The organism is Pantoea sp. RSPAM1 (assembly GCF_038816185.1).
In the GTDB taxonomy this organism is placed as follows: Bacteria; Pseudomonadota; Gammaproteobacteria; order Enterobacterales; family Enterobacteriaceae; genus Pantoea; species Pantoea ananatis.
Genome location: NZ_CP046137.1, coordinates 341,093 through 363,678 on the forward strand (window position 1 = coordinate 341,093; position 22,586 = coordinate 363,678).

23 protein-coding genes are annotated in these 22,586 nt (G+C 55.0%); 17 read left to right on the forward strand and 6 right to left on the reverse strand.

Annotation, left to right across the window (positions count from 1 at the left end; all coding sequences use genetic code 11):
• The first annotated feature begins 195 nt into the window (after positions 1-195).
• Complete coding sequence (tusA, locus tag GKC68_RS02085; RefSeq protein ID WP_028724443.1) at positions 196-447, forward strand: sulfurtransferase TusA; 252 nt, start codon at positions 196-198, stop codon at positions 445-447.
• Between the two features lie 27 nt (positions 448-474).
• Here the strand turns inward: tusA and GKC68_RS02090 are convergent, their stop codons facing one another.
• Positions 475-2,760, reverse strand: coding sequence for a zinc/cadmium/mercury/lead-transporting ATPase (locus GKC68_RS02090; RefSeq protein WP_342656547.1), 2,286 nt, complete (start codon positions 2,758-2,760; stop codon positions 475-477).
• An 88-nt stretch (positions 2,761-2,848) separates the two neighbouring features.
• On the reverse strand, positions 2,849-3,478 hold the full coding sequence (locus GKC68_RS02095) for a lysoplasmalogenase (RefSeq protein WP_028724441.1): 630 nt from the start codon (positions 3,476-3,478) through the stop codon (positions 2,849-2,851).
• 152 nt (positions 3,479-3,630) lie between these two features.
• Between GKC68_RS02095 and GKC68_RS02100 the strand changes: the two genes are divergently transcribed.
• Entirely contained in the window at positions 3,631-3,987 is a 357-nt protein-coding gene (locus tag GKC68_RS02100) for a DUF2500 domain-containing protein (protein ID WP_342656548.1), read from the forward strand.
• Between the two features lie 31 nt (positions 3,988-4,018).
• On the opposite strand, the gene GKC68_RS02105 is transcribed toward GKC68_RS02100, so the two are convergent.
• Together GKC68_RS02105 and rsmD are read right to left on the reverse strand one after the other, a co-directional pair.
• Complete coding sequence (locus tag GKC68_RS02105; RefSeq protein WP_028724439.1) at positions 4,019-4,288, reverse strand: DUF1145 family protein; 270 nt, start codon at positions 4,286-4,288, stop codon at positions 4,019-4,021.
• Positions 4,278-4,877, reverse strand: a complete 600-nt coding sequence (rsmD, locus tag GKC68_RS02110) for a 16S rRNA (guanine(966)-N(2))-methyltransferase (RefSeq protein WP_014594808.1) — start codon at positions 4,875-4,877, stop codon at positions 4,278-4,280. The genes GKC68_RS02105 and rsmD overlap by 11 nt, the downstream gene beginning before the upstream one ends.
• Before the next feature lie 233 nt (positions 4,878-5,110).
• Between rsmD and ftsY the strand changes: the two genes are divergently transcribed.
• The 4 genes from ftsY to rpoH all read left to right on the forward strand — a co-directional run bounded on the left by ftsY (position 5,111) and on the right by rpoH (position 9,375).
• A complete protein-coding gene (gene ftsY, locus GKC68_RS02115) occupies positions 5,111-6,640 on the forward strand; it encodes a signal recognition particle-docking protein FtsY (RefSeq protein WP_064365823.1) in 1,530 nt (509 codons plus the stop codon).
• 5 nt (positions 6,641-6,645) lie between these two features.
• Positions 6,646-7,314 (forward strand): cell division ATP-binding protein FtsE, encoded by a 669-nt coding sequence (ftsE, locus tag GKC68_RS02120; RefSeq protein ID WP_013027561.1) that lies wholly within the window; start codon positions 6,646-6,648, stop codon positions 7,312-7,314.
• Positions 7,304-8,287 (forward strand): permease-like cell division protein FtsX, encoded by a 984-nt coding sequence (gene ftsX / locus GKC68_RS02125; protein WP_342656549.1) that lies wholly within the window; start codon positions 7,304-7,306, stop codon positions 8,285-8,287. Before ftsE ends, ftsX begins: the two co-directional genes overlap by 11 nt.
• 230 nt (positions 8,288-8,517) lie before the next feature.
• Positions 8,518-9,375: an RNA polymerase sigma factor RpoH gene (gene rpoH, locus GKC68_RS02130; RefSeq protein WP_028724435.1), complete on the forward strand. Its 858-nt coding sequence runs from the start codon at positions 8,518-8,520 to the stop codon at positions 9,373-9,375.
• A 44-nt stretch (positions 9,376-9,419) separates the two neighbouring features.
• On the opposite strand, the gene panM is transcribed toward rpoH, so the two are convergent.
• On the reverse strand, positions 9,420-9,806 hold the full coding sequence (gene panM / locus GKC68_RS02135) for an aspartate 1-decarboxylase autocleavage activator PanM (protein ID WP_028724434.1): 387 nt from the start codon (positions 9,804-9,806) through the stop codon (positions 9,420-9,422).
• Positions 9,807-10,208: 402 nt separating this feature from the next.
• On the opposite strand from panM, the gene GKC68_RS02140 reads away from it, so the two are divergent.
• The 10 genes from GKC68_RS02140 (at position 10,209) to ugpQ (ending at position 20,330) form a co-directional block, all read left to right on the forward strand.
• Entirely contained in the window at positions 10,209-11,333 is a 1,125-nt protein-coding gene (locus tag GKC68_RS02140) for a branched-chain amino acid ABC transporter substrate-binding protein (protein WP_028724432.1), read from the forward strand.
• Positions 11,334-11,470: 137 nt separating this feature from the next.
• On the forward strand, positions 11,471-12,397 hold the full coding sequence (gene livH / locus GKC68_RS02145) for a high-affinity branched-chain amino acid ABC transporter permease LivH (protein WP_014594805.1): 927 nt from the start codon (positions 11,471-11,473) through the stop codon (positions 12,395-12,397).
• A complete protein-coding gene (locus GKC68_RS02150; RefSeq protein WP_013027555.1) occupies positions 12,394-13,665 on the forward strand; it encodes a high-affinity branched-chain amino acid ABC transporter permease LivM in 1,272 nt (423 codons plus the stop codon). The genes livH and GKC68_RS02150 overlap by 4 nt, the downstream gene beginning before the upstream one ends.
• The gene (gene livG, locus GKC68_RS02155) at positions 13,662-14,429 is read left to right on the forward strand and encodes a high-affinity branched-chain amino acid ABC transporter ATP-binding protein LivG (protein WP_013027554.1); all 768 of its coding nucleotides are present in this window, start codon (positions 13,662-13,664) and stop codon (positions 14,427-14,429) included. The genes GKC68_RS02150 and livG overlap by 4 nt, the downstream gene beginning before the upstream one ends.
• A gap of 1 nt (position 14,430) precedes the next feature.
• Positions 14,431-15,138 (forward strand): high-affinity branched-chain amino acid ABC transporter ATP-binding protein LivF, encoded by a 708-nt coding sequence (gene livF / locus GKC68_RS02160; protein WP_028724431.1) that lies wholly within the window; start codon positions 14,431-14,433, stop codon positions 15,136-15,138.
• 274 nt (positions 15,139-15,412) lie between these two features.
• On the forward strand, positions 15,413-16,729 hold the full coding sequence (gene ugpB / locus GKC68_RS02165; protein WP_028724430.1) for a sn-glycerol-3-phosphate ABC transporter substrate-binding protein UgpB: 1,317 nt from the start codon (positions 15,413-15,415) through the stop codon (positions 16,727-16,729).
• 55 nt (positions 16,730-16,784) lie between these two features.
• Positions 16,785-17,672 (forward strand): sn-glycerol-3-phosphate ABC transporter permease UgpA, encoded by an 888-nt coding sequence (gene ugpA / locus GKC68_RS02170; protein ID WP_028724429.1) that lies wholly within the window; start codon positions 16,785-16,787, stop codon positions 17,670-17,672.
• Positions 17,669-18,514: a sn-glycerol-3-phosphate ABC transporter permease UgpE gene (gene ugpE, locus GKC68_RS02175; RefSeq protein ID WP_028724428.1), complete on the forward strand. Its 846-nt coding sequence runs from the start codon at positions 17,669-17,671 to the stop codon at positions 18,512-18,514. Before ugpA ends, ugpE begins: the two co-directional genes overlap by 4 nt.
• A gap of 2 nt (positions 18,515-18,516) precedes the next feature.
• A complete protein-coding gene (locus tag GKC68_RS02180; protein WP_013027549.1) occupies positions 18,517-19,590 on the forward strand; it encodes a sn-glycerol-3-phosphate import ATP-binding protein UgpC in 1,074 nt (357 codons plus the stop codon).
• The gene (ugpQ, locus tag GKC68_RS02185; RefSeq protein ID WP_058706308.1) at positions 19,587-20,330 is read left to right on the forward strand and encodes a glycerophosphodiester phosphodiesterase; all 744 of its coding nucleotides are present in this window, start codon (positions 19,587-19,589) and stop codon (positions 20,328-20,330) included. Before GKC68_RS02180 ends, ugpQ begins: the two co-directional genes overlap by 4 nt.
• On the opposite strand, the gene GKC68_RS02190 is transcribed toward ugpQ, so the two are convergent.
• Positions 20,327-20,614 carry a DUF2756 domain-containing protein gene (locus tag GKC68_RS02190; RefSeq protein WP_047713823.1) on the reverse strand — a complete coding sequence of 96 codons (288 nt, stop codon included), beginning with the start codon at positions 20,612-20,614 and terminating at the stop codon, positions 20,327-20,329. The genes ugpQ and GKC68_RS02190 overlap by 4 nt on opposite strands.
• Before the next feature lie 203 nt (positions 20,615-20,817).
• Between GKC68_RS02190 and ggt the strand changes: the two genes are divergently transcribed.
• Positions 20,818-22,569, forward strand: coding sequence for a gamma-glutamyltransferase (gene ggt, locus GKC68_RS02195; protein ID WP_028724426.1), 1,752 nt, complete (start codon positions 20,818-20,820; stop codon positions 22,567-22,569).
• Positions 22,570-22,586: the final 17 nt, after the last annotated feature.

The following is a 22,586-nucleotide window of genomic DNA, read 5'->3' on the forward strand; positions in this document are numbered from 1 at the left end:
TTTAATCGTGGGGTGAGGGAACCCATTGCAGAGCGCAGATCGGTCCGCGCGCTACGGTTTCATGAACAAAAAACGGCCGCATCTTACCCTGGTGTGCTATTAATGCAATGGCTAATTTTAACGCAATCGTTATCGCCTTGCGTCCAGGGGCTGACGCGCTAAAATAAGCGCCCGCCAACCTGAATTGAGATCGTGATGAGTGATGCATTTTCTTCCGCCGACCATCAACTGGATGCGTCAGGCCTGCGCTGTCCCGAACCGGTCATGATGGTTCGCAAAACCGTGCGCGGGATGCAGGACGGTGAAACGCTACTGATCGTGGCTGACGATCCGGCGACCACGCGGGATATTCCCGGTTTTTGCCGCTTTATGGAGCATCGCCTGTTAGTCGCGCAAACCGACACGCTGCCTTATCAGTTTTTGATCAGAAAAGGGATGGGCGAATAACGGCGGCACCTGCCGCCGTCCAGGTTGTTAATCCCGCGTGCGCAGCAGCCGCAACGCGTTTGCCGTGACCAGCGCGGTGGCGCCAGAATCAGCCAGCACCGCCAGCCACAATCCGGTCAACCCGAGAAGCGTGGTAACCAGAAACAGTGCCTTAAGCCCTAACGCAATACCGATATTCTGGCGAATAATTGCCCGGGTGCGGCGCGCCAGACCAATCATCGGAGCCAGATGGCTGAGCTGATTGCGCGTCAGGGCCGCATCGGCTGCTTCCAGCGCGACATCGGTGCCGCTGCCCATGGCTATGCCCAGCGTGGCCGCCTTCATGGCTGGCGCATCATTGATGCCGTCGCCCACCATTGCCACAACCTGATGCTGGCTGAGCTGGCGAACCCGTTCCACCTTGTCGGCGGGTAATAAACCTGCGTGCCACGCGATATCCAGCTGTTGCGCCACCCCAGCCGCCGCTCGCGGGTTATCCCCTGTGAGCATAATGCTGTTGATGCCGAGGGCCTTTAGCGCCTGCAACGCGGCAGGCGTTTCACTGCGCAGACGATCGCGCAACGCGAGTGCACCCAGTACATCGCCATTACGCAGCACAATCACCAGGGTTTCGCCCAGGGCCTCCTGCTCGCCAATCATGTCCAGTTGCCGGGCGCTCAGCGCGTTAACGTAGGCCGGGGCCAGCAGTTCAATGCGCTGGCCTGCAACCTCGGCCCTGATGCCGCTGCCGGCGATGGCCTGTTGATGCGCGGCTGCCGGAATTGTCAGGGATTTCGCCTGGGCCGCAGCCACAATTGCCGTCGCCAGCGGATGCGTGGAGCCCTGCTCAACGGCGGCGCTCAGCAGCAGAATCTCGTCTTCACTGAGATCGCCGAATGCCAAAATGCGGGTCAACTGCGGTTTGCCTTCCGTGAGCGTCCCGGTTTTATCGAACGCTATCGTCTGCACCGCACTCAGACGTTCCAGGGCTGCACCGCCCTTGATTAAAGCGCCGCGCCGCGCCGCAGTCGCAAGGCCAGACGTAATGGCCGCGGGCGTCGAGATCACCAGTGCACAGGGGCAACCGATGAGAAGTAACGTCAGCCCTTTATAGATCCACGGTAGCCATGCCCCCGCGCCGAGCAGCGGCGGTATGACCATGACCAGCAGCGCCAGCAGCATGATTGCAGGTGTGTAAATGCGGCTGAAATTATCGATAAAGCGTTCCACCGGAGCACGATGGCTTTCGGCTTCCTCAATCAACTGCAAAATGCGGTCAATCGCGCTCTCGCCGGGTTTTGACACCACGTCCAGCGTCACCAGCCTGTCGACGCTGGTGGCACCGGCCAGCACCTTATCGCCCCGCATGCGAATAACCGGCAAAGACTCGCCGGTTAAGGCGCTTTCATCGAAACTGGCGCTTTCCGCGACCAGGCATCCGTCAACCGGCAGGCGACCACCGGCGGCAACCTCTATACGGTCGCCTGGCTGCAGCGCCGTCAGTGGAACCTCACTGCGAACGCCATTTTGCAGGCGCACGGCCGATTCGGGACGGATCGCCATCAGCTGGCTCACGCCACTGCGCGCACGGGTTGCCGCACAGGCCTCCAGGCGTTCACCCAGTTGGAACAGCAGCAACACCATGGCGGCTTCCGCATGGGCGCCAATCAACAGCGCGCCCGCCGACGCCAGCGTCATCAGGGTTTCAATCGTAAAAGCAGAGCCGGTCCGCAGGCGTTGCCAGGCTTTACGCGCGACCGGTGCCAGACCAACCAGCGTGGTGAGAATAAATAATCCATCGCCCCACACAGCATTGACCTGGCTGAGCGCAACGCTGGCCAGCATTAACCCGGCGAGCATAAAAAGGGGAAGATGTGTTTGCCAGGGCGCGGGTGAAGAAGCGGAAGCTGCGATGGAGGAGAGTTGAAAACCGGCTTTTCTGACGGCGTCTTCTATAGATCCTTGAACCGGTGCGCGGGCGTCTACGATCAGCTTCTCACTGGAGAATACGACGCGGGCCTGGGTGACGTCAGGAAGCTGACGAACGGCCGTTTCGATAGCGCGGGCACAACTGGGGCAGTCCATGCCGCTGACCAGCCAACTGAACTGAAAAGCATCTGAGGACCGTCGTCGGTCACCTTCGTCATTGGCTTCACTGCTGGATGAACTGCCGCATGCGCAGTCACCACCGCAGCCATTGCCGTCAGAAATTTCAGGCGTTGCCGCAGTAACAGACAGCGTACCTGAACGAACAGGGCGGATTGCACAAAGCGGTTTTGCGGCACGGTGCGTACCGTAGGGCTTACCGCAGCCACAAGCATGATGTTGATGCATATAACCTCCGGAAGGCGTGGGCACCATGCCCACGCCTTATCTTACACCCGACGGTTTGTTCCATCTCAAGATTTATTGTGACGCTTTCTTAGTAAATCCACAGGGAGCGGACAATCATAAAGTGGCCCGCAAAATAGCAGGCTGCGACGATGGCGCTGTCCGCGCTAAAGCGGCGACGGTAATGGCTGATAAACCACACAATATTGGCCAAAAGAAGCAGGGCCGAACCGACGAGAATCGAAAAGCTGTAATCACTGGGACGGAAAAAATATTGCTCTGACGCCATCCAGTTCATCACCAGCGTCATGCCGATAAGCGTACAGACCGGCCAGCGTAACGTTTCCAGCTTGCTCCACAGAATGCCAATCACGACAACCCCGATGATCAAAAAGGTCAGCGGAATGGGCCAGTAGAAACTCATCGTCATGTTGGCGGCGAAGCACAGCGTATAGAGCAGATGCGACAGGAAAAACGCGCCCAGCGCGTAGAGCGTCTGCTGACGTGGAAGCAGCGTCAGCGTATCGCCGACAAGCGTGGCGACCAGCCCGGCCACAATCAGATAGTCTGACGTGTTGCGCGTGGGGGCTTGCCAGGCCAGGCCGACTAAAAGCAGCAAGGTTACAGGCTTAAATAACCAGCGTTGCCATTGAGGTCCCCGGTAAGAGGCATCCACATACAGCCAGCCGGAGAAAAGTACCGCGAGAAAGGACCAGAGCATTGCTTCTCCCTATTGACCAAAAATGGTGACAATTCCTGAAATACTCCTGTCAGTCTAGGTTACGCCAGCCTGATGTGACAATCGGTCAACTCTGGTTGTATGCTTTAGCGCGCCATTTGCGCCATCTGTAACCTGAGAAACGTTGGGATATTATGAAACCACCGCTACTTTTTATCATTGTGCTGGCTGTTATCGCTGTTTTAGCGACTCGCCAGTTCATCAAACAGCGTCGTGAAGCCGCCGTCAATGATGCCTCACCGGTTCGCACCCTGACAGTCGAAGTGAAAACCAAACGTGAGTTTTCTGTTTCCAGTCGGCGTTCGCGTGAACGGGAAGTGATCGCCGGTGATGAAATGCGCTATGAAGCGTGGTTTCATCCGCTGAACGGCGAAAGCGATATTAAGATGCGGGTAAGTGAAAATGACTACCATCTGATGGACAAGGGCACGCAAGGGGAACTGACTCTGCATGCCTCGCGCTTTATTCAGTTTACGCCCGCCCGGCACTAACGGCGGCGGGCCAGGTGCCCGCCGTGACGACTTACTTACGTGGGAAGTTTTTTTTCTGCCACGCGACCAGTTCGAATACGCCAAACAAAAAGACTTTTATCTGGGTGACACGATCGATCGGCGGCGCATCTTTAACTTGGGTGGTGCGCAGCAGGACCAACTGCAGACCATGCATCAGAATCATAAATATCAGAGCCACATTGATAAACCAGGTCAGTGGCTTGGGATAAGGATGAATCAGGTTAAACAGTAAAAAACCCCATACGCACAGCATCAGCAGGCGTCCTAAATTAAGTAACATCGTGTGTCTCCTGTTGGCGCTGATATAAGCGATAGGCCACCTGGCCGGCAATTTTTTCGCGGTAAAGATCCCAGTGTGCTGGAACCGGGGGGGCACCGCGTTCAACTTCACTTTCAACGTAGATGAGTGCGTCAGCAGTCAGCCAGCCGTTATTCTCCAGCAGTTGCAGCGTTTGTTCCAGCAGGCCCTGACGAAACGGCGGGTCGATAAACACAATATTGAACGGCTTACCACTCTGCGCCAGCCATGTCAGCGTATTGGTCTGCACAACCTGGCCGTTGGCGGCCTGAAGCGTCTGTAAATTTTTGGCCAACTGCTGCGCCACCGGGCGTTCCAGCTCCAGTAACGTTGCCGAGGCGGCGAAACGCGACAAGGCTTCCAGCCCCAGCGCACCACTGCCGGCAAAGCAGTCCAGACAGTTGGCCGCCTGAATAGAGGGCGCCAGCCAGTTAAACAGGGTTTCACGCACTCTGTCGGTAGTTGGACGCAGTCCGGCACTGTCCGGCACCGGCAATTTGCGGCCGCGCCACTGTCCGCCAATAATGCGGATTTGGCCTGCACCACCAGTCTTACGGGGAGGTTTTATCATCTTGCTCACAAATCTTCATAATTTGTTGCGTAGTTTAACGGGCGAAACGATGAGAAGAAACGTTAAAAAAGGGTGCTGTGGTGAGCTGGCTGGAAAGTGTTAGACTACAGCGTTGCTGCTGTTATGCATAATTCTGCGGTTTGACGCTCATCTGGCGTTTATCACCAATACTTTTTTTAACCCTGGGAACATTGTGCTACCGGGATGAAGCCATCGAGGAGTGTGGTTACACAATGGCAAAAGAGAAAAAACGAGGCTTTTTTTCCTGGCTGGGATTTGGCAAAGAAGAAGAGAAACAACCCTCAACGGAAGCGCAGGCCTCACAGACTGCACAACCGGAAGTCCAGCAGCCAGAACAGGAATCCCCGGCAATAAGTCAGGCAGAGATCCACGCGGAAGAGACCGTTGCAACGACTGAAAAAGTCGTTGAACAGCAACACGCAGCGGATCCCGACAGCGAAGTAAAGCTCAAAGCGATTACCCCATCGGCTGAAAACGTGCCTGATCCGCATGATGGCATTATCACGCCCGCAGAACCTGCGTCCGAGCCTGTGGACGATGAGGCGCCGCTCAGCGATGACGAACTCGCGGCACTGGCGCTGGCTGATGCGGAGATCGTGGAAGTCACGCCGCACGAGCCTGAAATCCTTCAGCCCGAACCTGTCCAGGAGGCAGACAAGGCGCCGCTCAGCGATGACGAACTCGCCGCACTGGCGCTGGCCGATGCGGATATCGTGGAGGATGTTTCAGAAAACGCCGATCGGGCGGAGCCGACAGATACTGTCAGCGATCTTCCTTTAGCCGCCGCGCCACTGGTGACGCAGGAGCAGGATCGTCCGACAAAAGAGGGCTTCTTTGCCCGCCTGAAACGCAGCCTGGTGAAAACCCGTCAGAACCTGGGATCGGGGTTTATCGGCCTGTTCCGTGGCAAAAAGATTGATGATGAGCTGTTTGAAGAGCTCGAAGAGCAACTGCTGATTGCAGATGTGGGGGTCGAAACGACGCGCCGTATCATCACCAGCCTGACGCAGCATGCCGACCGCAAACAGCTTCGCGATGCAGAGGCGCTTTATGGCCTGCTGAAAACTGAAATGGCCGACATTCTGGCGAAAGTGGAAGAACCGCTTAATGTTGAAGGCAAAACGCCTTTTGTCATTTTGATGGTCGGTGTTAACGGCGTAGGTAAAACGACCACCATCGGCAAGCTGGCTCGTCAGTATCAGGCAGAAGGCAAGTCGGTCATGCTGGCGGCGGGCGACACCTTCCGTGCAGCGGCCGTTGAACAGCTTCAGGTATGGGGTCAGCGTAACAACATTTCTGTGGTGGCGCAGCATACCGGTGCCGATTCCGCTTCGGTGATTTTCGATGCGATTCAGGCCGCTAAATCCCGTGGCGTTGACGTTTTAATCGCCGACACCGCAGGCCGTTTGCAAAACAAATCGCACCTGATGGAAGAACTGAAAAAAATTACGCGCGTCATGAAAAAGCTGGATGAGCAGGCGCCGCATGAAGTCATGCTGACAATTGATGCCAGCACCGGGCAAAATGCCATCAGCCAGGCCAAACTGTTTCATGAAGCGGTCGGTCTGACCGGTATTACCCTGACAAAACTGGATGGCACGGCCAAAGGCGGTGTGATTTTCTCGGTGGCAGATCAGTTTGGCATCCCTATCCGGTATATCGGTGTCGGAGAAGGCATCGAAGATTTACGGCCGTTCAAGGCCGAGGATTTTATTGAGGCATTGTTTGCCCGAGAGGACTAATTAGGATGATTCGCTTTGAAGAGGTCAGTAAGGCATATCTCGGCGGACGTCAGGCGCTGCAGGGCGTAGATTTTCATCTACGTCCCGGTGAAATGGCGTTTCTGACCGGCCATTCTGGCGCAGGGAAAAGTACCTTGCTGAAGCTGATTTGTGGCATTGAGCGTCCCAGCGCCGGACAAATCTGGTTTAGCGGGCATGACATTTCACGCCTGCGTAACAGCGAGGTGCCGTTTCTGCGCCGTCAGATTGGTATGATCTTTCAGGATCACCACCTGCTGATGGATCGTTCTGTCTATGACAACGTGGCCATTCCGCTGATCATCTCCGGTGCCAGCGGGGAAGATATCCGGCGGCGTGTTTCAGCCGCGTTAGATAAAGTGGGCCTGCTCGACAAAGCGAAAAGTTATCCTATTCAACTTTCCGGTGGTGAACAGCAGCGCGTGGGTATTGCACGCGCTGTGGTGAATAAACCGGCGGTGCTGTTGGCTGATGAACCAACCGGTAACCTGGATGAGGCGCTGTCTGAAGACATCCTGCGACTGTTTGAAGAGTTTAACCGCGTTGGGGTGACGGTCCTGATGGCGACACATGATGTGGGGCTAATCGGTCGCCGAAATTATCGGGTGATGACGCTAAATAAAGGACGCCTGCACGGAGGCCACGATGGTCAATAAACGCAACAAACGCGCGCCCGCGCCGAAGGCGAAGCAACCGTCGAAAAGCAAAGCGTTACGCGGCGGCTGGCAGGAGCAGTGGCGCTACGCGCTGCGTGGTACGTTGTCTGACATGTGGCGTCAGCCGTTAGCGACATTGCTGACGGTGATGGTTATTGCAATCTCTCTGACGTTGCCCAGCGTGTGTTACATGGTGTGGAAAAACGTTAGCCAGGCTGCCACTCAATGGTATCCGGCGCCACAGCTGACGGCCTATCTCTCCAAAACGCTGGATGATGCCGCCGCCGAAAACGTGACGACTCAGCTGAAGCAGGTCGATGGCGTGGACCACGTTAACTACCTGACGCGCGAAGAGGCCCTGAACGAATTCCGTAACTGGTCAGGCTTTGGCGGCGCGATGGATATGCTGGAGCAGAATCCTCTGCCGGCCGTGGTCATCATTACGCCTAAACTGACTTTCCAGAATTCCGACACGCTACAAACTCTGCGCGACAGGGTGGCGAAAGTGCAGGGCGTTGACGAAGTGCGCATGGATGACAGCTGGTTTGCTCGTCTTGCGGCGCTGACCGGTCTGGTGGGGCAGATTGCCTCCATGATCGGTATCTTAATGATCGTGGCGGTGTTCCTGGTGATTGGCAACAGCGTCAGGCTGAGTATTTTTGCCCGGCGCGATACCATCAACGTGCAGAAGTTGATCGGGGCGACCGACGGGTTTATTCTGCGTCCGTTCCTGTATGGCGGTGCGTTGTTGGGTTTCTCTGGTGCCGTGTTATCGCTGCTTCTTTCCGAAGTGCTGGTCTTGCGTTTGCAGTCCGTAGTGGCCCATGTTGCCTCAGTGTTTGGCACGACCTTCTCGCTCGAAGGGTTCTCCTGGGATGAGGCAGTGTTGCTGCTGCTGATCGCGGCGATTATTGGCTGGGTTGCGGCCTGGCTGGCTACCGTACAACATTTACGCCGATTTACGCCGCAGTAAACCTCTGCAACATTTTTTTGTTATAATCATCCTCTGCTGCCGACAATGGGTGCAGAGGATATTGCCCCGCTGTCATCTGTGTGTAAAATATTCACTGCTAAAATTGAACTTGTGGATAACTTTGTTTTCTAAGTAGCACAGATTGCTTTTGGTTTTCCTGCGACGTTGACATAATGTGACGTGCGCTTAAGGAAAGATGCGGCAATTCCACTGATTTTGTGAGGGTTTGAATGACCAAAGAAATGCAAACTTTAGCTATTGCTCCTCTGGGCAACCTGGAATCCTACGTTCGGGCTGCCAACACCTGGCCGATGCTATCGGCAGAAGAGGAAAAGGCGTTGGCTGAACGGCTGCATTACCAGGGCGATCTGGATGCGGCTAAGACGCTGATCCTGTCTCACCTACGCTTTGTTGTTCATATCGCTCGTAACTACTCAGGTTATGGCCTTCCACAGGCTGACCTGATTCAGGAAGGTAACATCGGCTTGATGAAAGCCGTTCGTCGCTTTAATCCTGAAGTGGGCGTCCGTCTGGTATCCTTTGCCGTGCACTGGATTAAAGCGGAAATTCACGAATATGTGCTACGTAACTGGCGCATCGTGAAAGTGGCGACCACGAAAGCACAGCGCAAATTATTCTTTAACCTGCGTAAAACCAAGCAGCGTCTGGGCTGGTTTAATCAGGATGAAGTAGAAATGGTCGCGCGCGAGCTGGGCGTGAGCAGCAAAGATGTGCGGGAAATGGAATCGCGCATGGCCGCTCAGGATATGACCTTCGATATGTCCGCTGATGACGAAAGCGGTGAAGGTAAGTCCATGGCGCCGGTGCTGTATCTCCAGGATAAAACCTCTGACTTTGCCGACGGTATCGAAGAGGACAACTGGGAGTCACATGCAGCCGACAAGCTGACGTTCGCAATGGAAGGCCTGGACGAGCGCAGCCAACATATCATTCGCGCCCGCTGGCTGGATGAGGACAACAAAACCACCCTGCAGGAACTGGCCGATCGTTATGGCGTTTCCGCAGAGCGCGTCCGACAGCTTGAAAAGAACGCGATGAAGAAACTCCGAATGGCTATCGAAGCCTGACGAGACAGGGCGACTTCAGGTCGCCCTTTTTTATTGTCTGTTTTTTATTTTACCCAGCCGTCAACCTGGGCGCGAAAACCACAGGCCTGCATAAACGCCGCACGAATGCGTTGATCGTCACTGCCGTCATCGGCAATCCACCAGTCGTTTAACGATGGATTCTGCTTCATCGTCTCTTCCAGCAAATACTGTCCTACGCCACGTCGCCGGGTAACATCTCTTACAGCCAAATGATGCACTTTGCCGTGAGTACCTGAAATTTCGAGTTGTAATGCAGCCAGTAGGCGATCGTTGAAGCGCGCCGCATAAAGACGATGGCTTTCATTCAACGCTGTCTCCAGCTTTTCTATATCGATCTCAGGCCAGATTTTCCCCAGATCTATCCGGTCCTGTAGCGTCAACGAGGTGAGACGCAAAATGGTGAGCTTCATAATAAACACCTGTGCGTATAAAAGCCGTTAGTGTAGTCAATTCCCGTTACCGGAACCCTGGCACATTTTAGGCAATAAAACAGGTCAAAACAGCGACAGAGTGCCAGGATAATAGTTATAAACATGCTATCCAATTTTAAAGGCAGCATAACGCGCTGCCCTGGTGAGTAAAAACCACGCATTGGCTCCAGAGGATTATGCTGCTTTTGGCTGCGAATCATGAATATGTCAGTTGCTTTACAGAATAAACTTCCTGTTTAATAGACTGAAATATAAAGCCTTATTATTAATAAAAGCCAGAAAAGCGTGCTAACTCATTATTGTTAAATCAGTTTTCCACTTTATTTGGCAGAAAATAACATCACTCACAACAAACACGACACAACTGATGGGGTAGTTCGCATGAAAATGACAGGTCGCGCGTTACTGGCAGGATGCGTTGCATTGGCGATGAGCCATGCGGCAATGGCGAAAGAGATTAAAATCGCTATCGTAGGTGCCGCTACTGGCCCGGTCGCACAATATGGTGATATGGAATTTACCGGCGCTGCACAGGCGATTAAAGATATTAATGCCAAAGGCGGCGTTAACGGCGACAAACTGGTCGGTGTGGAATATGACGACGCCTGCGACCCAAAACAAGCGGTTGCGGTGGCGAACAAGGTGATCAATGACGGCATTAAGTATGTTATCGGCCACCTGTGCTCCTCCTCAACTCAGCCCGCTTCAGATATCTACAACGACGAAGGCGTGCTGATGATTACCCCTGCTGCTACGGCACCTGAACTCACGGCGCGTGGCTATGCAGATGTGATGCGCACCACCGGTCTGGATTCTGACCAGGGCCCAACGGCGGCGAACTACATTCTGGATGTAATCAAACCCAAACGTATCGCTGTGGTGCATGACAAACAGCAGTACGGCCAGGGCCTCGCGGAATCCGTACAAAAAACCCTGAAGGCCAAAGGCGGCAACGTGGTGATGTTTGAAGGTATCACCGCAGGCGATAAAGATTTCTCAACGCTGGTTGCGCGTCTGAAGAAAGAGAACGTGGATTTCGTGTACTACGGTGGTTATTACCCGGAGCTGGGCCAGATTCTGCGCCAGGCGAAAGCGGCAGGGCTGGAAGCCGGCTTTATGGGACCAGAAGGTGTGGGTAACGCCTCGCTGTCTAACATCGCAGGCGACGCTTCTGAAGGGCTGTATGTAACCTTACCAAAACGTTACGACCAGTTGCCGCAGAACAAGGCGATTGTTGAAGCCATTAAAGCGAATACCGCGTCTAACCGCAAAGATCCAACCGGCCCCTTTGTCTGGACAACTTACGCAGCGATTCAGTCTCTGGTCACCGGCATTGAGCGCAGTAAGAGCGATGAGCCAGATGCGATTGCGAAGAACCTGAAAACCGGCGCGCCGGTGCCGACAGTAATGGGTGACCTGAGCTGGGATCAGAAAGGCGATCTGAAAGGCTTCGAGTTTGGTGTCTTCAAATGGCACAAAGACGGTTCGTCCACCGCGGTTAAATAAGGTCGTGACGCTTCCCTGCAGCCTTTGCTCGGGGAAGCAGGCCAAAGCGATGCGCCCTGTGGGGTAATGCTTTTGCCTTGCTAACCCTCTCCTGCTGACAGGAGAGGGGTTTTCTGGTTTCTGAGTAGGTCCTCATTATGTCCGAGCAGTTTCTCTATTTCATTCAGCAGATGTTCAACGGGGTCACCCTCGGGAGCACCTACGCGCTGATCGCCATTGGTTACACCATGGTTTACGGCATTATCGGCATGATCAACTTCGCCCACGGCGAGGTCTATATGATCGGCAGCTATGTCTCTTTTATGGTGATTGCGGCCCTGATGATGATGGGCATTGATACCTCATGGCTCATGATCGCCGCCGGCTTTGTGATGGCAGTGATTATTTCCAGCGCCTATGGCTGGAGCATTGAGCGCGTGGCTTACCGGCCGGTTCGCTCTTCCAAGCGCCTGATTGCGCTGATCTCCGCCATCGGAATGTCCATCTTCCTGCAAAACTACGTCAGCCTGACCCAGGGCTCGCGCGATCTGGCGTTGCCGAGCCTGATTACCGGCCAGTGGACGCTGGGAGAAAGCAATGGTTTCGCGGCTACGCTGTCGACGATGCAGCTGGTGATCTGGGTAGTGACGTTCCTGACGATGCTGGCGCTGACCCTGTTTATTCGCTATTCCCGCATGGGCCGCGCCTGCCGTGCCTGTGCTGAAGACCTGAAGATGGCCAGCCTGCTAGGCATTAATACGGATCGCGTCATTTCGCTGACCTTCGTGATTGGTGCCGCGATGGCGGCGGTGGCCGGTGTGCTGTTAGGCCAGTTTTATGGCTCCATCAACCCCTTTATCGGCTTTATGGCGGGCATGAAAGCCTTTACCGCTGCGGTGCTGGGCGGTATTGGCAGTATTCCCGGCGCGATGATTGGCGGTCTGGTGCTGGGCATTGCTGAAGCCCTGACCTCTGCCTATCTCTCCACGGAATATAAAGATGTGGTGTCGTTTGCCTTACTGATCGTGGTGCTGCTGGTGATGCCGACCGGCATTCTGGGCCGTCCGGAGGTAGAGAAAGTATGAAACGCCTTGGTCTGGTCAATGCGCTGATTTCGACGGTCATGTTGCTGGTTCTGGCTGCGTTCTTTATGGGAATGCGCCTCGATCTGAATGGTACGAAGCTACAGGTGGTCAATGCCGGTAGCGTGCGCTGGAACTGGATATTTATCGGTTGCGCGGTGGTGTTTCTGTTCCAGCTGCTGCGTCCGCTGCTTCAGGGCAAGCTGAAGCGCAGCAGTGGCGGTCTGGTACTGCCGGGGTTTGATGGTTCCACGCCGAAGCAAAAACTCGTCATGGCGTTAATGATTGCTGCTGCCGTTATCTGGCCTTTTCTGGTCTCGCGCGGCAGCGTTGATATTGCGACACTGACGCTCATCTACATCATGCTGGGCCTGGGGCTGAACGTGGTGGTTGGGCTATCGGGGCTGCTGGTTCTGGGCTATGGCGGCTTCTATGCCATCGGTGCCTATACCTTTGCTTTGCTCAATCATTACTATGGTTTCGGTTTCTGGCAGAGCCTGCCGCTGGCCGGATTAGTGGCCGCGGCCTTTGGCCTGCTGCTGGGGTTCCCGGTATTGCGGCTGCGCGGCGACTATCTGGCTATCGTGACGCTGGGCTTCGGCGAAATCGTCCGTATTCTGCTGCTTAACAATACCGCGATTACAGGGGGACCGAACGGTATTGCCCAGATTCCCAAACCCACTTTCTTCGGCCTGGAGTTCGGCCGCCGCGTTAGTGAAGGGGGATGGGGCACGTTTCACGAGGTCTTTGGCATGAAGTACGATCCCAGCGACAGGGTGATTTTCCTGTATCTGGTGGCGTTACTGTTAGTGGTGTTGACGCTGTTTGTGATTAACCGTCTGCTGCGTATGCCGCTTGGACGGGCCTGGGAAGCACTGCGTGAAGATGAAATCGCCTGTCGCTCGCTGGGCTTGAGTCCAACCCGTATTAAGCTGACTGCCTTTACTATCAGTGCGGCTTTTGCGGGGTTTGCCGGTACGCTGTTTGCCGCGCGCCAGGGGTTTGTCAGTCCCGAATCCTTTACCTTCGTTGAATCCGCGTTTGTGCTGGCCATCGTGGTTCTGGGCGGAATGGGATCGCAGTTTGCGGTGATTCTGGCCGCCATTCTGCTGGTGGTGTCGCGTGAACTGATGCGCGATCTCAATGAGTACAGCATGCTGGTCCTCGGTGGGTTGATGGTGCTGATGATGATCTGGCGGCCGCAGGGGTTACTGCCCATGAAGCGTCCACATCTGAAACTCAGACAGGGTAAACAAGGAGAGCAGGCATGAGTCAGCCTTTATTAGCCGTTGAAGGCCTGATGATGCGCTTCGGCGGTCTGTTAGCCGTAAACAACGTCAAACTGGAACTGCGTCCACAGGAAATCGTGTCGCTTATCGGTCCGAACGGCGCAGGCAAAACCACCGTGTTCAACTGCCTGACAGGTTTCTACAAGCCAACAGGCGGCAGCATTACCTTGCGTGACAAGAATCTGGCCGGTTTATCGGGACAGAAGATCGCGCGCATGGGGATTGTCCGCACCTTTCAGCATGTGCGCCTGTTCCGCGAAATGACAGTGATAGAAAACCTGCTGGTCGCGCAGCATCAACATCTGAAAAGCGGGGTCTTTTCCGGCCTGATTAAAACGCCCGCCTTTCGCCGCAGTGAAGGCGAGGCGCTGGATCGAGCCGCCACCTGGCTCGAACGCGTTGGGTTACTGGACATGGCCAACCGCCAGGCCGGTAATCTGGCCTACGGTCAGCAGCGCCGCCTGGAGATCGCCCGCTGCATGGTGACGCGTCCGGAGATTTTAATGCTGGATGAACCGGCCGCCGGACTTAACCCCAAAGAAACGCACGAGCTGGATGAATTGATTGCCGAGTTAAGGGGCGAACATAAGGTTTCCGTTTTATTGATTGAGCACGACATGAAACTGGTCATGGGCATTTCCGATCGTATCTATGTGGTTAATCAGGGAACGCCGCTGGCTAACGGCACGCCGGAAGAGATTCGTAACAATCCGGACGTGATCCGTGCCTATTTAGGAGAGGCGTAATATGGCCATGTTAACCATTGACAACGTCAGTGCGCATTACGGCAAAATTCAGGCCCTGCATGGCGTAAGTCTGCATATCGATCAGGGTGAGATCGTCACGCTGATTGGTGCGAACGGTGCCGGTAAAACCACGCTGCTGGGTACGCTGTGCGGCGAACCGCGCGCCACCAGCGGCACCATTACTTTTGATGGCAAAGCCATTACCGACTGGCAAACGGCGCGCATTATGCGTGAAGCCATTGCCATCGTGCCTGAAGGCCGTCGCGTATTTTCACGTATGACCGTGGAAGAGAATCTGGCGATGGGCGGTTTTTTTGCCAGTCGTCAGCAGTATCTGCAGCGCATCGAACGTGTTTACCAGCTGTTCCCGCGTCTGGCTGAGCGTAAAGTTCAGCGGGCAGGCACGATGTCCGGAGGCGAACAACAAATGCTGGCTATCGGTCGGGCACTGATGAGCCAGCCGCGCCTGTTGTTACTCGATGAGCCTTCTCTGGGCCTGGCGCCGATTATTATTCAGCAAATCTTCGATACGATTGAGCAGTTACGCAGCGAAGGCATGACGATTTTCCTGGTTGAGCAAAACGCGAACCAGGCACTGAAACTGGCCGACAGGGGCTACGTACTGGAAAACGGTCACGTGGTGCTGGAGGACAGCGGTGAGGCGTTGCTTTCTAACGAGGCCGTGCGCAGCGCGTATCTGGGCGCCTAGCTTTCTGGCCTGACGTTCCTGTCAGGCCAGTATCCGGCAGCGCCCATCCTTATACAGGTGTGGGCGCTGTTTCCCAGTGCTGTCTTAGCGGCATTCTTCTGCACTTGCTTGTCGTCATCATGCATTAATCCCGCTTATCCCTGTCATTTTCTGACATTCTGTCGTCATTTTTCCGTCATCTGACTGTTATTTTTCCGTCATTTCCGCGTGTCATGTTACTTCGCGAGCAAAAAATGCGTGATAACGCGCGTACCTACCTGAACAGGAAAATTCTATGTCCGTTGTTACTTTTCGTCGCAGCCTGATGAGCGCCGTGCTCGGTCTGGCGATCAGTGGTAATGCACTGGCCGTCACTGAGATCCCTTTCTGGCACTCAATGGAAGGCGAGTTAGGCAAAGAAGTTGACTCACTGGCACAACGTTTTAACCAGGAGCACCCCGACTACAAGATTGTCCCGGTGTATAAAGGGAACTACGAACAGAGTCTGGCGGCAGGTATCGCTGCGGTCCGCACAGGAAAAGCGCCTGCGCTGTTACAGGTTTATGAAGTGGGTACGGCAACCATGATGGCTTCCAAAGCCATCGTGCCGGTGTACCAGGTGTTTAAAGATGCTGGCATCCCAATGGATGAGAAGCAGTTTGTGCCTGCGGTCGCCGGTTATTACAGCAACGCACAAGGCCAGCTGATCTCTCAACCCTTCAACAGCTCCACGCCCGTGCTGTACTACAACAAAGACGCGTTTAAAAAAGCGGGCCTGAATCCCGAGCAGCCGCCAAAAACCTGGCAGGAACTGGCAAAGGATGCCGACGCGCTGCGTAAGTCAGGCATGAGCTGCGGCTATGCCAGCGGCTGGCAGGGCTGGATTCAGATTGAAAACTTCAGCGCCTGGAACGGCCTGCCGGTTGCCACTAAAAACAACGGTTTCGACGGTACCGACGCGGTGCTGGAGTTCAACAAGCCGGCACAGGTTCGTCATATCCAGCTACTGGAAGATATGAACAAGAAAGGTGACTTCACCTATTTTGGTCGTAAAGACGAATCGACCGCCAAGTTCTACAACGGCGACTGTGGTATGACAACGGCCTCATCCGGCTCGCTGGCTGACATCCGTCATTATGCCAAATTCCACTACGGCGTAGGCATGATGCCTTACGATGCGGATATCCCGAATGCGCCACAGAACGCGATTATCGGCGGTGCCAGCCTGTGGGTGATGAAGGGCAAAGATGCTAACACCTACAAAGGTGCAGCGGAATTCATGAAATTCCTCACCGAGCCAAAAATTGCGGCGGAATGGCATCAGAAAACCGGCTACCTGCCGATTACCACTGCGGCATATGAGCTGACGAAGAAAGAAGGCTTCTACGATAAAAATCCAGGCGCGGATATCGCCATTCGCCAGATGATGAACAAGCCACCATTGCCTTACACCAAAGGCATGCGTCTGGGGAATATGCCTCAGATCCGTACCATTCTGGATGAAGAGCTGGAAGGCGTCTGGACCGGCAAGCAGTCACCGCAGGCGGCACTGGATAACGCAGTGAAACGCGGTAACGAACTGCTGCGTCGTTTCGAGCAACAGAACAAGTAATCCGTTGTGCAGGCCAGCTTCGGCTGGCCTTTTTTCCCCAAAGTCAGAGAACGTTATGTCTCCATCTCGCCCGGTGTTTCGCAATCGCCTGTTACCCTATTTGCTGGTGCTCCCGCAGCTCCTGATCACTGCTATTTTCTTTGTCTGGCCAGCGGGTGAAGCGCTGTGGTATTCCCTGCAAAACCTGGATCCCTTCGGTATCTCCAGCACCTTTGTCGGGCTGGATAACTTCAAGCGGCTGTTTTCCGATAGCCTCTATCTGGATACCTTCTGGACCACGATCAAGTTCAGCGGGATGGTGGCGTTTTTTGGCATGGTATCGTCTTTGCTCCTGGCGGCACTGGTGGACTATGTCGTACGGCTGCGCAAGCTGTATCAGATGCTGCTGCTGTTGCCCTACGCCGTGGCGCCGGTTATTGCCGCGGTATTATGGATGTTTCTGTTCAGCCCCGGCCTGGGTTTACTCAGCTATCTGCTTAACCACATGGGCTACAACTGGAACTTTGCCCAGAACAGCGGTCAGGCTATGTTTCTGGTCGTGCTGGCCTCGGTGTGGCAACAGATGAGCTACAACTTCCTGTTCTTTTTTGCGGCATTACAGTCGATACCGAAGTCGCTGGTCGAAGCTGCCGCCATTGATGGCGCAGGGCCGGTGCGCCGCTTCTTCACGATTTCGCTCCCGTTGATCACGCCGGTAAGCTTCTTTCTGCTGGTGGTCAATCTGATCTATGCCTTCTTCGATACCTTCCCGGTGATTGATGCCGCGACAGGCGGTGGTCCGGTTCAGGCAACGACCACGCTTATCTATAAAATTTATCGCGAAGGCTTCACCGGCCTCGATCTCTCCTCTTCAGCCGCGCAGTCCGTGGTGTTAATGCTGCTGGTGATTGGCCTGACGGTCATTCAGTTCCGTTTTGTTGAGCGTAAGGTGCAATACCAATGATTGAAAACCGTCGCGGGCTGGACATATTCAGCCATGTGGTGCTGGTACTGGGCATCCTGACCATTCTGTTTCCGCTCTATGTCGCCTTTGTGGCGGCTACGCTGGATAACAACGCCGTGTATAACGTCCCGATGACGCTGATTCCCGGCACGCACCTGTGGGAAAACATTTCGAACATCTGGACGCGCGGGGTTAACGGCAACGGTCCGGCCTTTAGCGTGATGCTGATGAACAGCGTTATCATGGCGCTGGGTATTACGATTGGCAAAATCCTGGTGTCGATTCTGTCGGCCTTTGCGCTGGTGTGGTTCCGCTTTCCCCTGCGTTCGCTGTTCTTTTGGATGATCTTTATTACTCTGATGCTGCCGGTTGAGGTGCGCATTTTCCCGACGGTGCAGGTTATCGCCGATCTTAATCTGCTGGACAGCTACAGCGGGCTGACCCTGCCCCTGATGGCCTCAGCTACCGCCACTTTTCTGTTTCGGCAGTTCTTTCTGTCGCTACCGGATGAGTTAATCGAAGCGGCGCGCATTGACGGGGCCAGCGCGATGCGTTTTTTCTGGGACATCGTGCTGCCGCTGTCGAAAACTAACCTGGCGGCGCTGTTCGTGATCACCTTTATCTATGGCTGGAACCAGTATCTCTGGCCGCTGTTAATCATTGATAACGCTAACCTGGGAACGGCCGTGGCCGGCATTAAAAGCATGATCTCCACCAGCGGTTCGCCAACCCAGTGGAATGAAGTGATGGCGGCAATGTTGTTAACCCTGATTCCACCGGTGGTGGTGGTATTTGTTATGCAGCGCGCCTTTGTGCGTGGTCTGGTTGAGAGCGAGAAATAAAGATGGCAGGCGTAACCCTTCAGGCGGTGACCAAGTCTTACGACGGTAAAAATCAGATCATCCAACCGCTCAACGTCACGATCAACGACGGTGAGTTTATGGTGATGGTAGGCCCTTCGGGCTGTGGCAAATCCACGCTGTTGCGTATGGTCGCCGGACTGGAGCGGGTGACCTCTGGCGATATCTATATTGCCGATAAACGTGTCACTCATGAAGAGCCAAAAGATCGCGGCATTGCCATGGTGTTCCAAAACTATGCGCTCTATCCCCATATGTCTGTCGAAGAGAACATGGCTTACGGCCTGAAAATCCGCGGCATGAGTAAAGAACATGTTCGTCAACGTGTGCTGGAAGCCGCACGGAGCCTGGAGCTGGATCACCTGCTGACGCGCCGTCCGCGTGAGTTATCGGGTGGGCAGCGCCAGCGCGTGGCTATGGGCCGCGCTATCGTGCGTGAGCCTGCAGTGTTTCTGTTTGATGAGCCCCTCTCTAATCTGGATGCCCGCCTGCGTGTCCAGATGCGCCTGGAGCTTCAGCAACTGCACCGTCGTCTGCAAACCACCAGCCTGTACGTGACGCACGATCAGGTCGAGGCGATGACGCTGGCGCAGCGCGTTATGGTCATGAACAAAGGCATACTGGAGCAGATCGGTACGCCGGTAGAGGTCTATGAACGGCCCGCCAGCCAGTTTGTCGCGTCTTTTATGGGCTCACCGGCCATGAATCTGATCCATGGCAATATCAGCCAGGAAGGGACGCGCTTTACGATTGATGCCTCCCACGGGATAGCCATTGGCGAGGGAAAAGCGAAGTGGGCCAACCGTCCCGTCGTCCTTGGCGTACGACCAGAACATATTCAGATCAGCAGCCAGGCGCAGGGCGGAATTCCGTTCCGGGTGGAAACCCTGGAAATGCTCGGGGCGGATAATCTGGCGCATGGCCGCATCGGTGAGGCACGTTTAGTGGTACGCTTGCCCCACAGCGAGCGCCCTGAAGCAGGCAGTACCTTGTGGCTGCATCTGCCCGTGGGGTCGCTACATTTCTTCGACTCAACGCACGGGAAACGTCTGGAATGAGCAAAAAACAGTGGCCTTATCCGCCCATCGTCGCCCATCGGGGCGGAGGAAAGCTGGCGCCGGAAAATACACTTGCGGCAATTGATACGGGCGCCAGATATGGTCACCTGATGATTGAATTCGACGCCAAACTGTCGGCCGATGCGCATATTTTCCTGCTGCATGACGATACGTTAGATCGCACCAGCAACGGCTGGGGCGTAGCGGGTGAACTGCCCTGGGACAAGCTGTCGCAGCTGGATGCGGGCGGCTGGTTTAGCGATGTGTTTCAGGGGGAAAAGCTGGCCCGGCTGGATGAGGTCGCCGAGCGCTGTCGCCAGCATGGCATGATGGCCAATATCGAAATTAAACCTACAACAGGAACGGATGCAGAAACCGGGCGCGCCATTGCTCAGGCAGCCGCCGCGCTGTGGCAGGGGCAAACGCTGCCATTGCTGTCATCATTTTCCTTTGAGGCGCTGGAAGCCGCAATGCAGGCTGAACCTCAGCTACCGCGTGGGCTGTTATCCCACAGCTGGGACGCCGCGTGGAAAGCGAAAACCCGCGCGCTCGACTGCACCTCCATTCATCTCAATCATAAGGTGTTGACCGAGGCGCGGGTGGCAGAACTAAAAGAGGCCGATCTGCATATTCTGGTTTATACCGTAAACAGCCCTGATCGGGCCAGAACGCTGTTGAAATGGGGCGTTGATGCCATTTGTACGGACAGCATCGACATCATCGGCCCCGATTTCCGCTAATACTGACTCTGTTGATTCTGCTGCTGGCCCGGCTGCGATTTAATCACTCGCTGCTGGGCACTGTCTCGTTGTTCCTGCAGTTTACGTTGTAAATCCTGATTCTGACGCTGCTGGTCCTGCTGTAACTTCGTCTGCTGTTGCTGGGACTGATTAAGCATCTGCGTCTGCATGCGTTGCTGGCTAGGGTTATAGCCGGGTTGATTAGGATTGTTTGTATTATTCAGCATGTTCGCCATGCCGCTTAACGGCAGCAGGGCGGCAAAAACCATAAGCCACTTTTTCATTTTTATCCTCCAGTAAACGACCGGATGCTGTGTGTGCTTGCCCAAGTGGGGTCACAAGGTCGTTAGCGTAATTCTATGCACGGGTTCAGATTCCTGCTCCAGGAGTGCACTGAATTTGCGTTAATTCTTGATATTCGACTGTGTTTGTAGTCAGTTACATAAAGGATAAAGAAATGTAAATAACCGTGAAGAGTGGAGACGGCATGATGATACAAGGCAAACTGCGCCAGCTGGGCTGGTCATTGTTAATGAGTTTTACTGTCATAACCGGCGCGGGTGCCGCGCCTGCTCAGGCTCCGCCCGTCTCCTATGGTGTCGACAGTGATACCTTTCATCCGGTAAAAGCGCGTAACGGTATGGTGGCCTCGGTTGATGCGCTGGCAACTCAGGTTGGGGTGGATATCCTGCGTCAGGGGGGGAACGCCGTGGATGCTGCCGTCGCGGTGGGCTTTGCGCTGGCGGTCACGCACCCTCAGGCGGGCAACCTGGGCGGTGGCGGCTTTATGCTGCTGCGCACGGCATCAGGGCAGACCACGACCATCGATTTCCGTGAAATGGCGCCTGCGGCAGCCTCGCGCGATATGTTCCTGGATAAACAGGGTAATGCCGACAGTAAGCTTTCCCTCACTTCGCACCTGGCCTCAGGTACGCCCGGCACCGTGGCCGGTTTTGCTTTAGCCGTCAACAAATATGGCACGCTGCCGCTCGGCAAGCTGCTGGCGCCTGCTATTAAACTGGCGCGTGACGGTTTTGTCGTCAACGATGCGCTGGCGGATGACCTGAAGACCTACGGTAAGGAAGTGCTGCTCGCGCATCCCAACAGCAAAGCTATTTTCTACAAGCCCGATGGCACGCCGTGGCAGAAGGGCGAGCGTCTGGTGCAAAAAAATCTGGCCCACAGCCTACAGCTGATTGCTCAGCAAGGCCCGGATGCCTTTTATAAAGGGAACATTGCTGACCAGATTGCGGCCGAGATGGCGCAGCATGGTGGATTGATTACTAAAGCCGATTTAGCAGCCTATCATGCGGTTGAACGTAAGCCCGTCAGCGGCACCTATCGTGGCTATGAGGTGTTTTCCATGCCACCGCCTTCATCGGGCGGCATTCATATCGTGCAGATCCTGAATATCCTGGAAAATTTTGATCTGGCTAAAATGGGCTTCGGCAGCGCGGACGCGATGCAGGTCATGGCGGAAGCGGAGAAGTATGCCTACGCGGACCGTTCCGAATATCTGGGCGATCCGGATTTCGTTAAAGTGCCCTGGCAGGCGCTGACCAGCAAAGCCTATGCGAAATCACTGGCGCAGCAGATTGATATTGCCAAAGCCCGCCCGTCCAGCGAGATCAAGCCGGGTAAACTGGCCCCTTACGAAAGTAATCAAACCACCCATTTTTCAGTTGTGGATAAAAACGGCAATGCGGTCGCCGTGACCTATACGCTGAATACCAACTTCGGAAGCGGTATCGTGGCCGGTAACAGCGGCATTCTGATGAATAACCAGATGGATGATTTCTCTGCCAAGCCGGGCACGCCGAATGTTTACGGGTTAGTCGGCGGCGAAGCCAATGCCGTGCAGGCCGGGAAGCGTCCGCTGTCTTCGATGTCACCGACTATCGTGGTAAAAGACGGGAAAACATGGCTGGTAACGGGTAGCCCGGGCGGCAGCCGCATTATTACCACGGTATTGCAGATGGTGGTGAACAGCATTGATTATGGGATGAACGTGGCAGAGGCAACCAACGCCCCGCGCTTCCATCATCAGTGGCTGCCCGATCAGCTGCGGGTTGAAAAAGGATTCAGTCCGGACACCTTGCGGTTACTGGAAGCCAAAGGTCAGCATGTGAAAGTGCTGCCATCGATGGGCAGTACCCAAAGTATTATGATTGGGCCTGACGGTACGCTGTACGGCGCCTCTGATCCGCGCACCGTAGATGACCTGAGCGCAGGTTACTGATGAAAACGGGCAGCCTT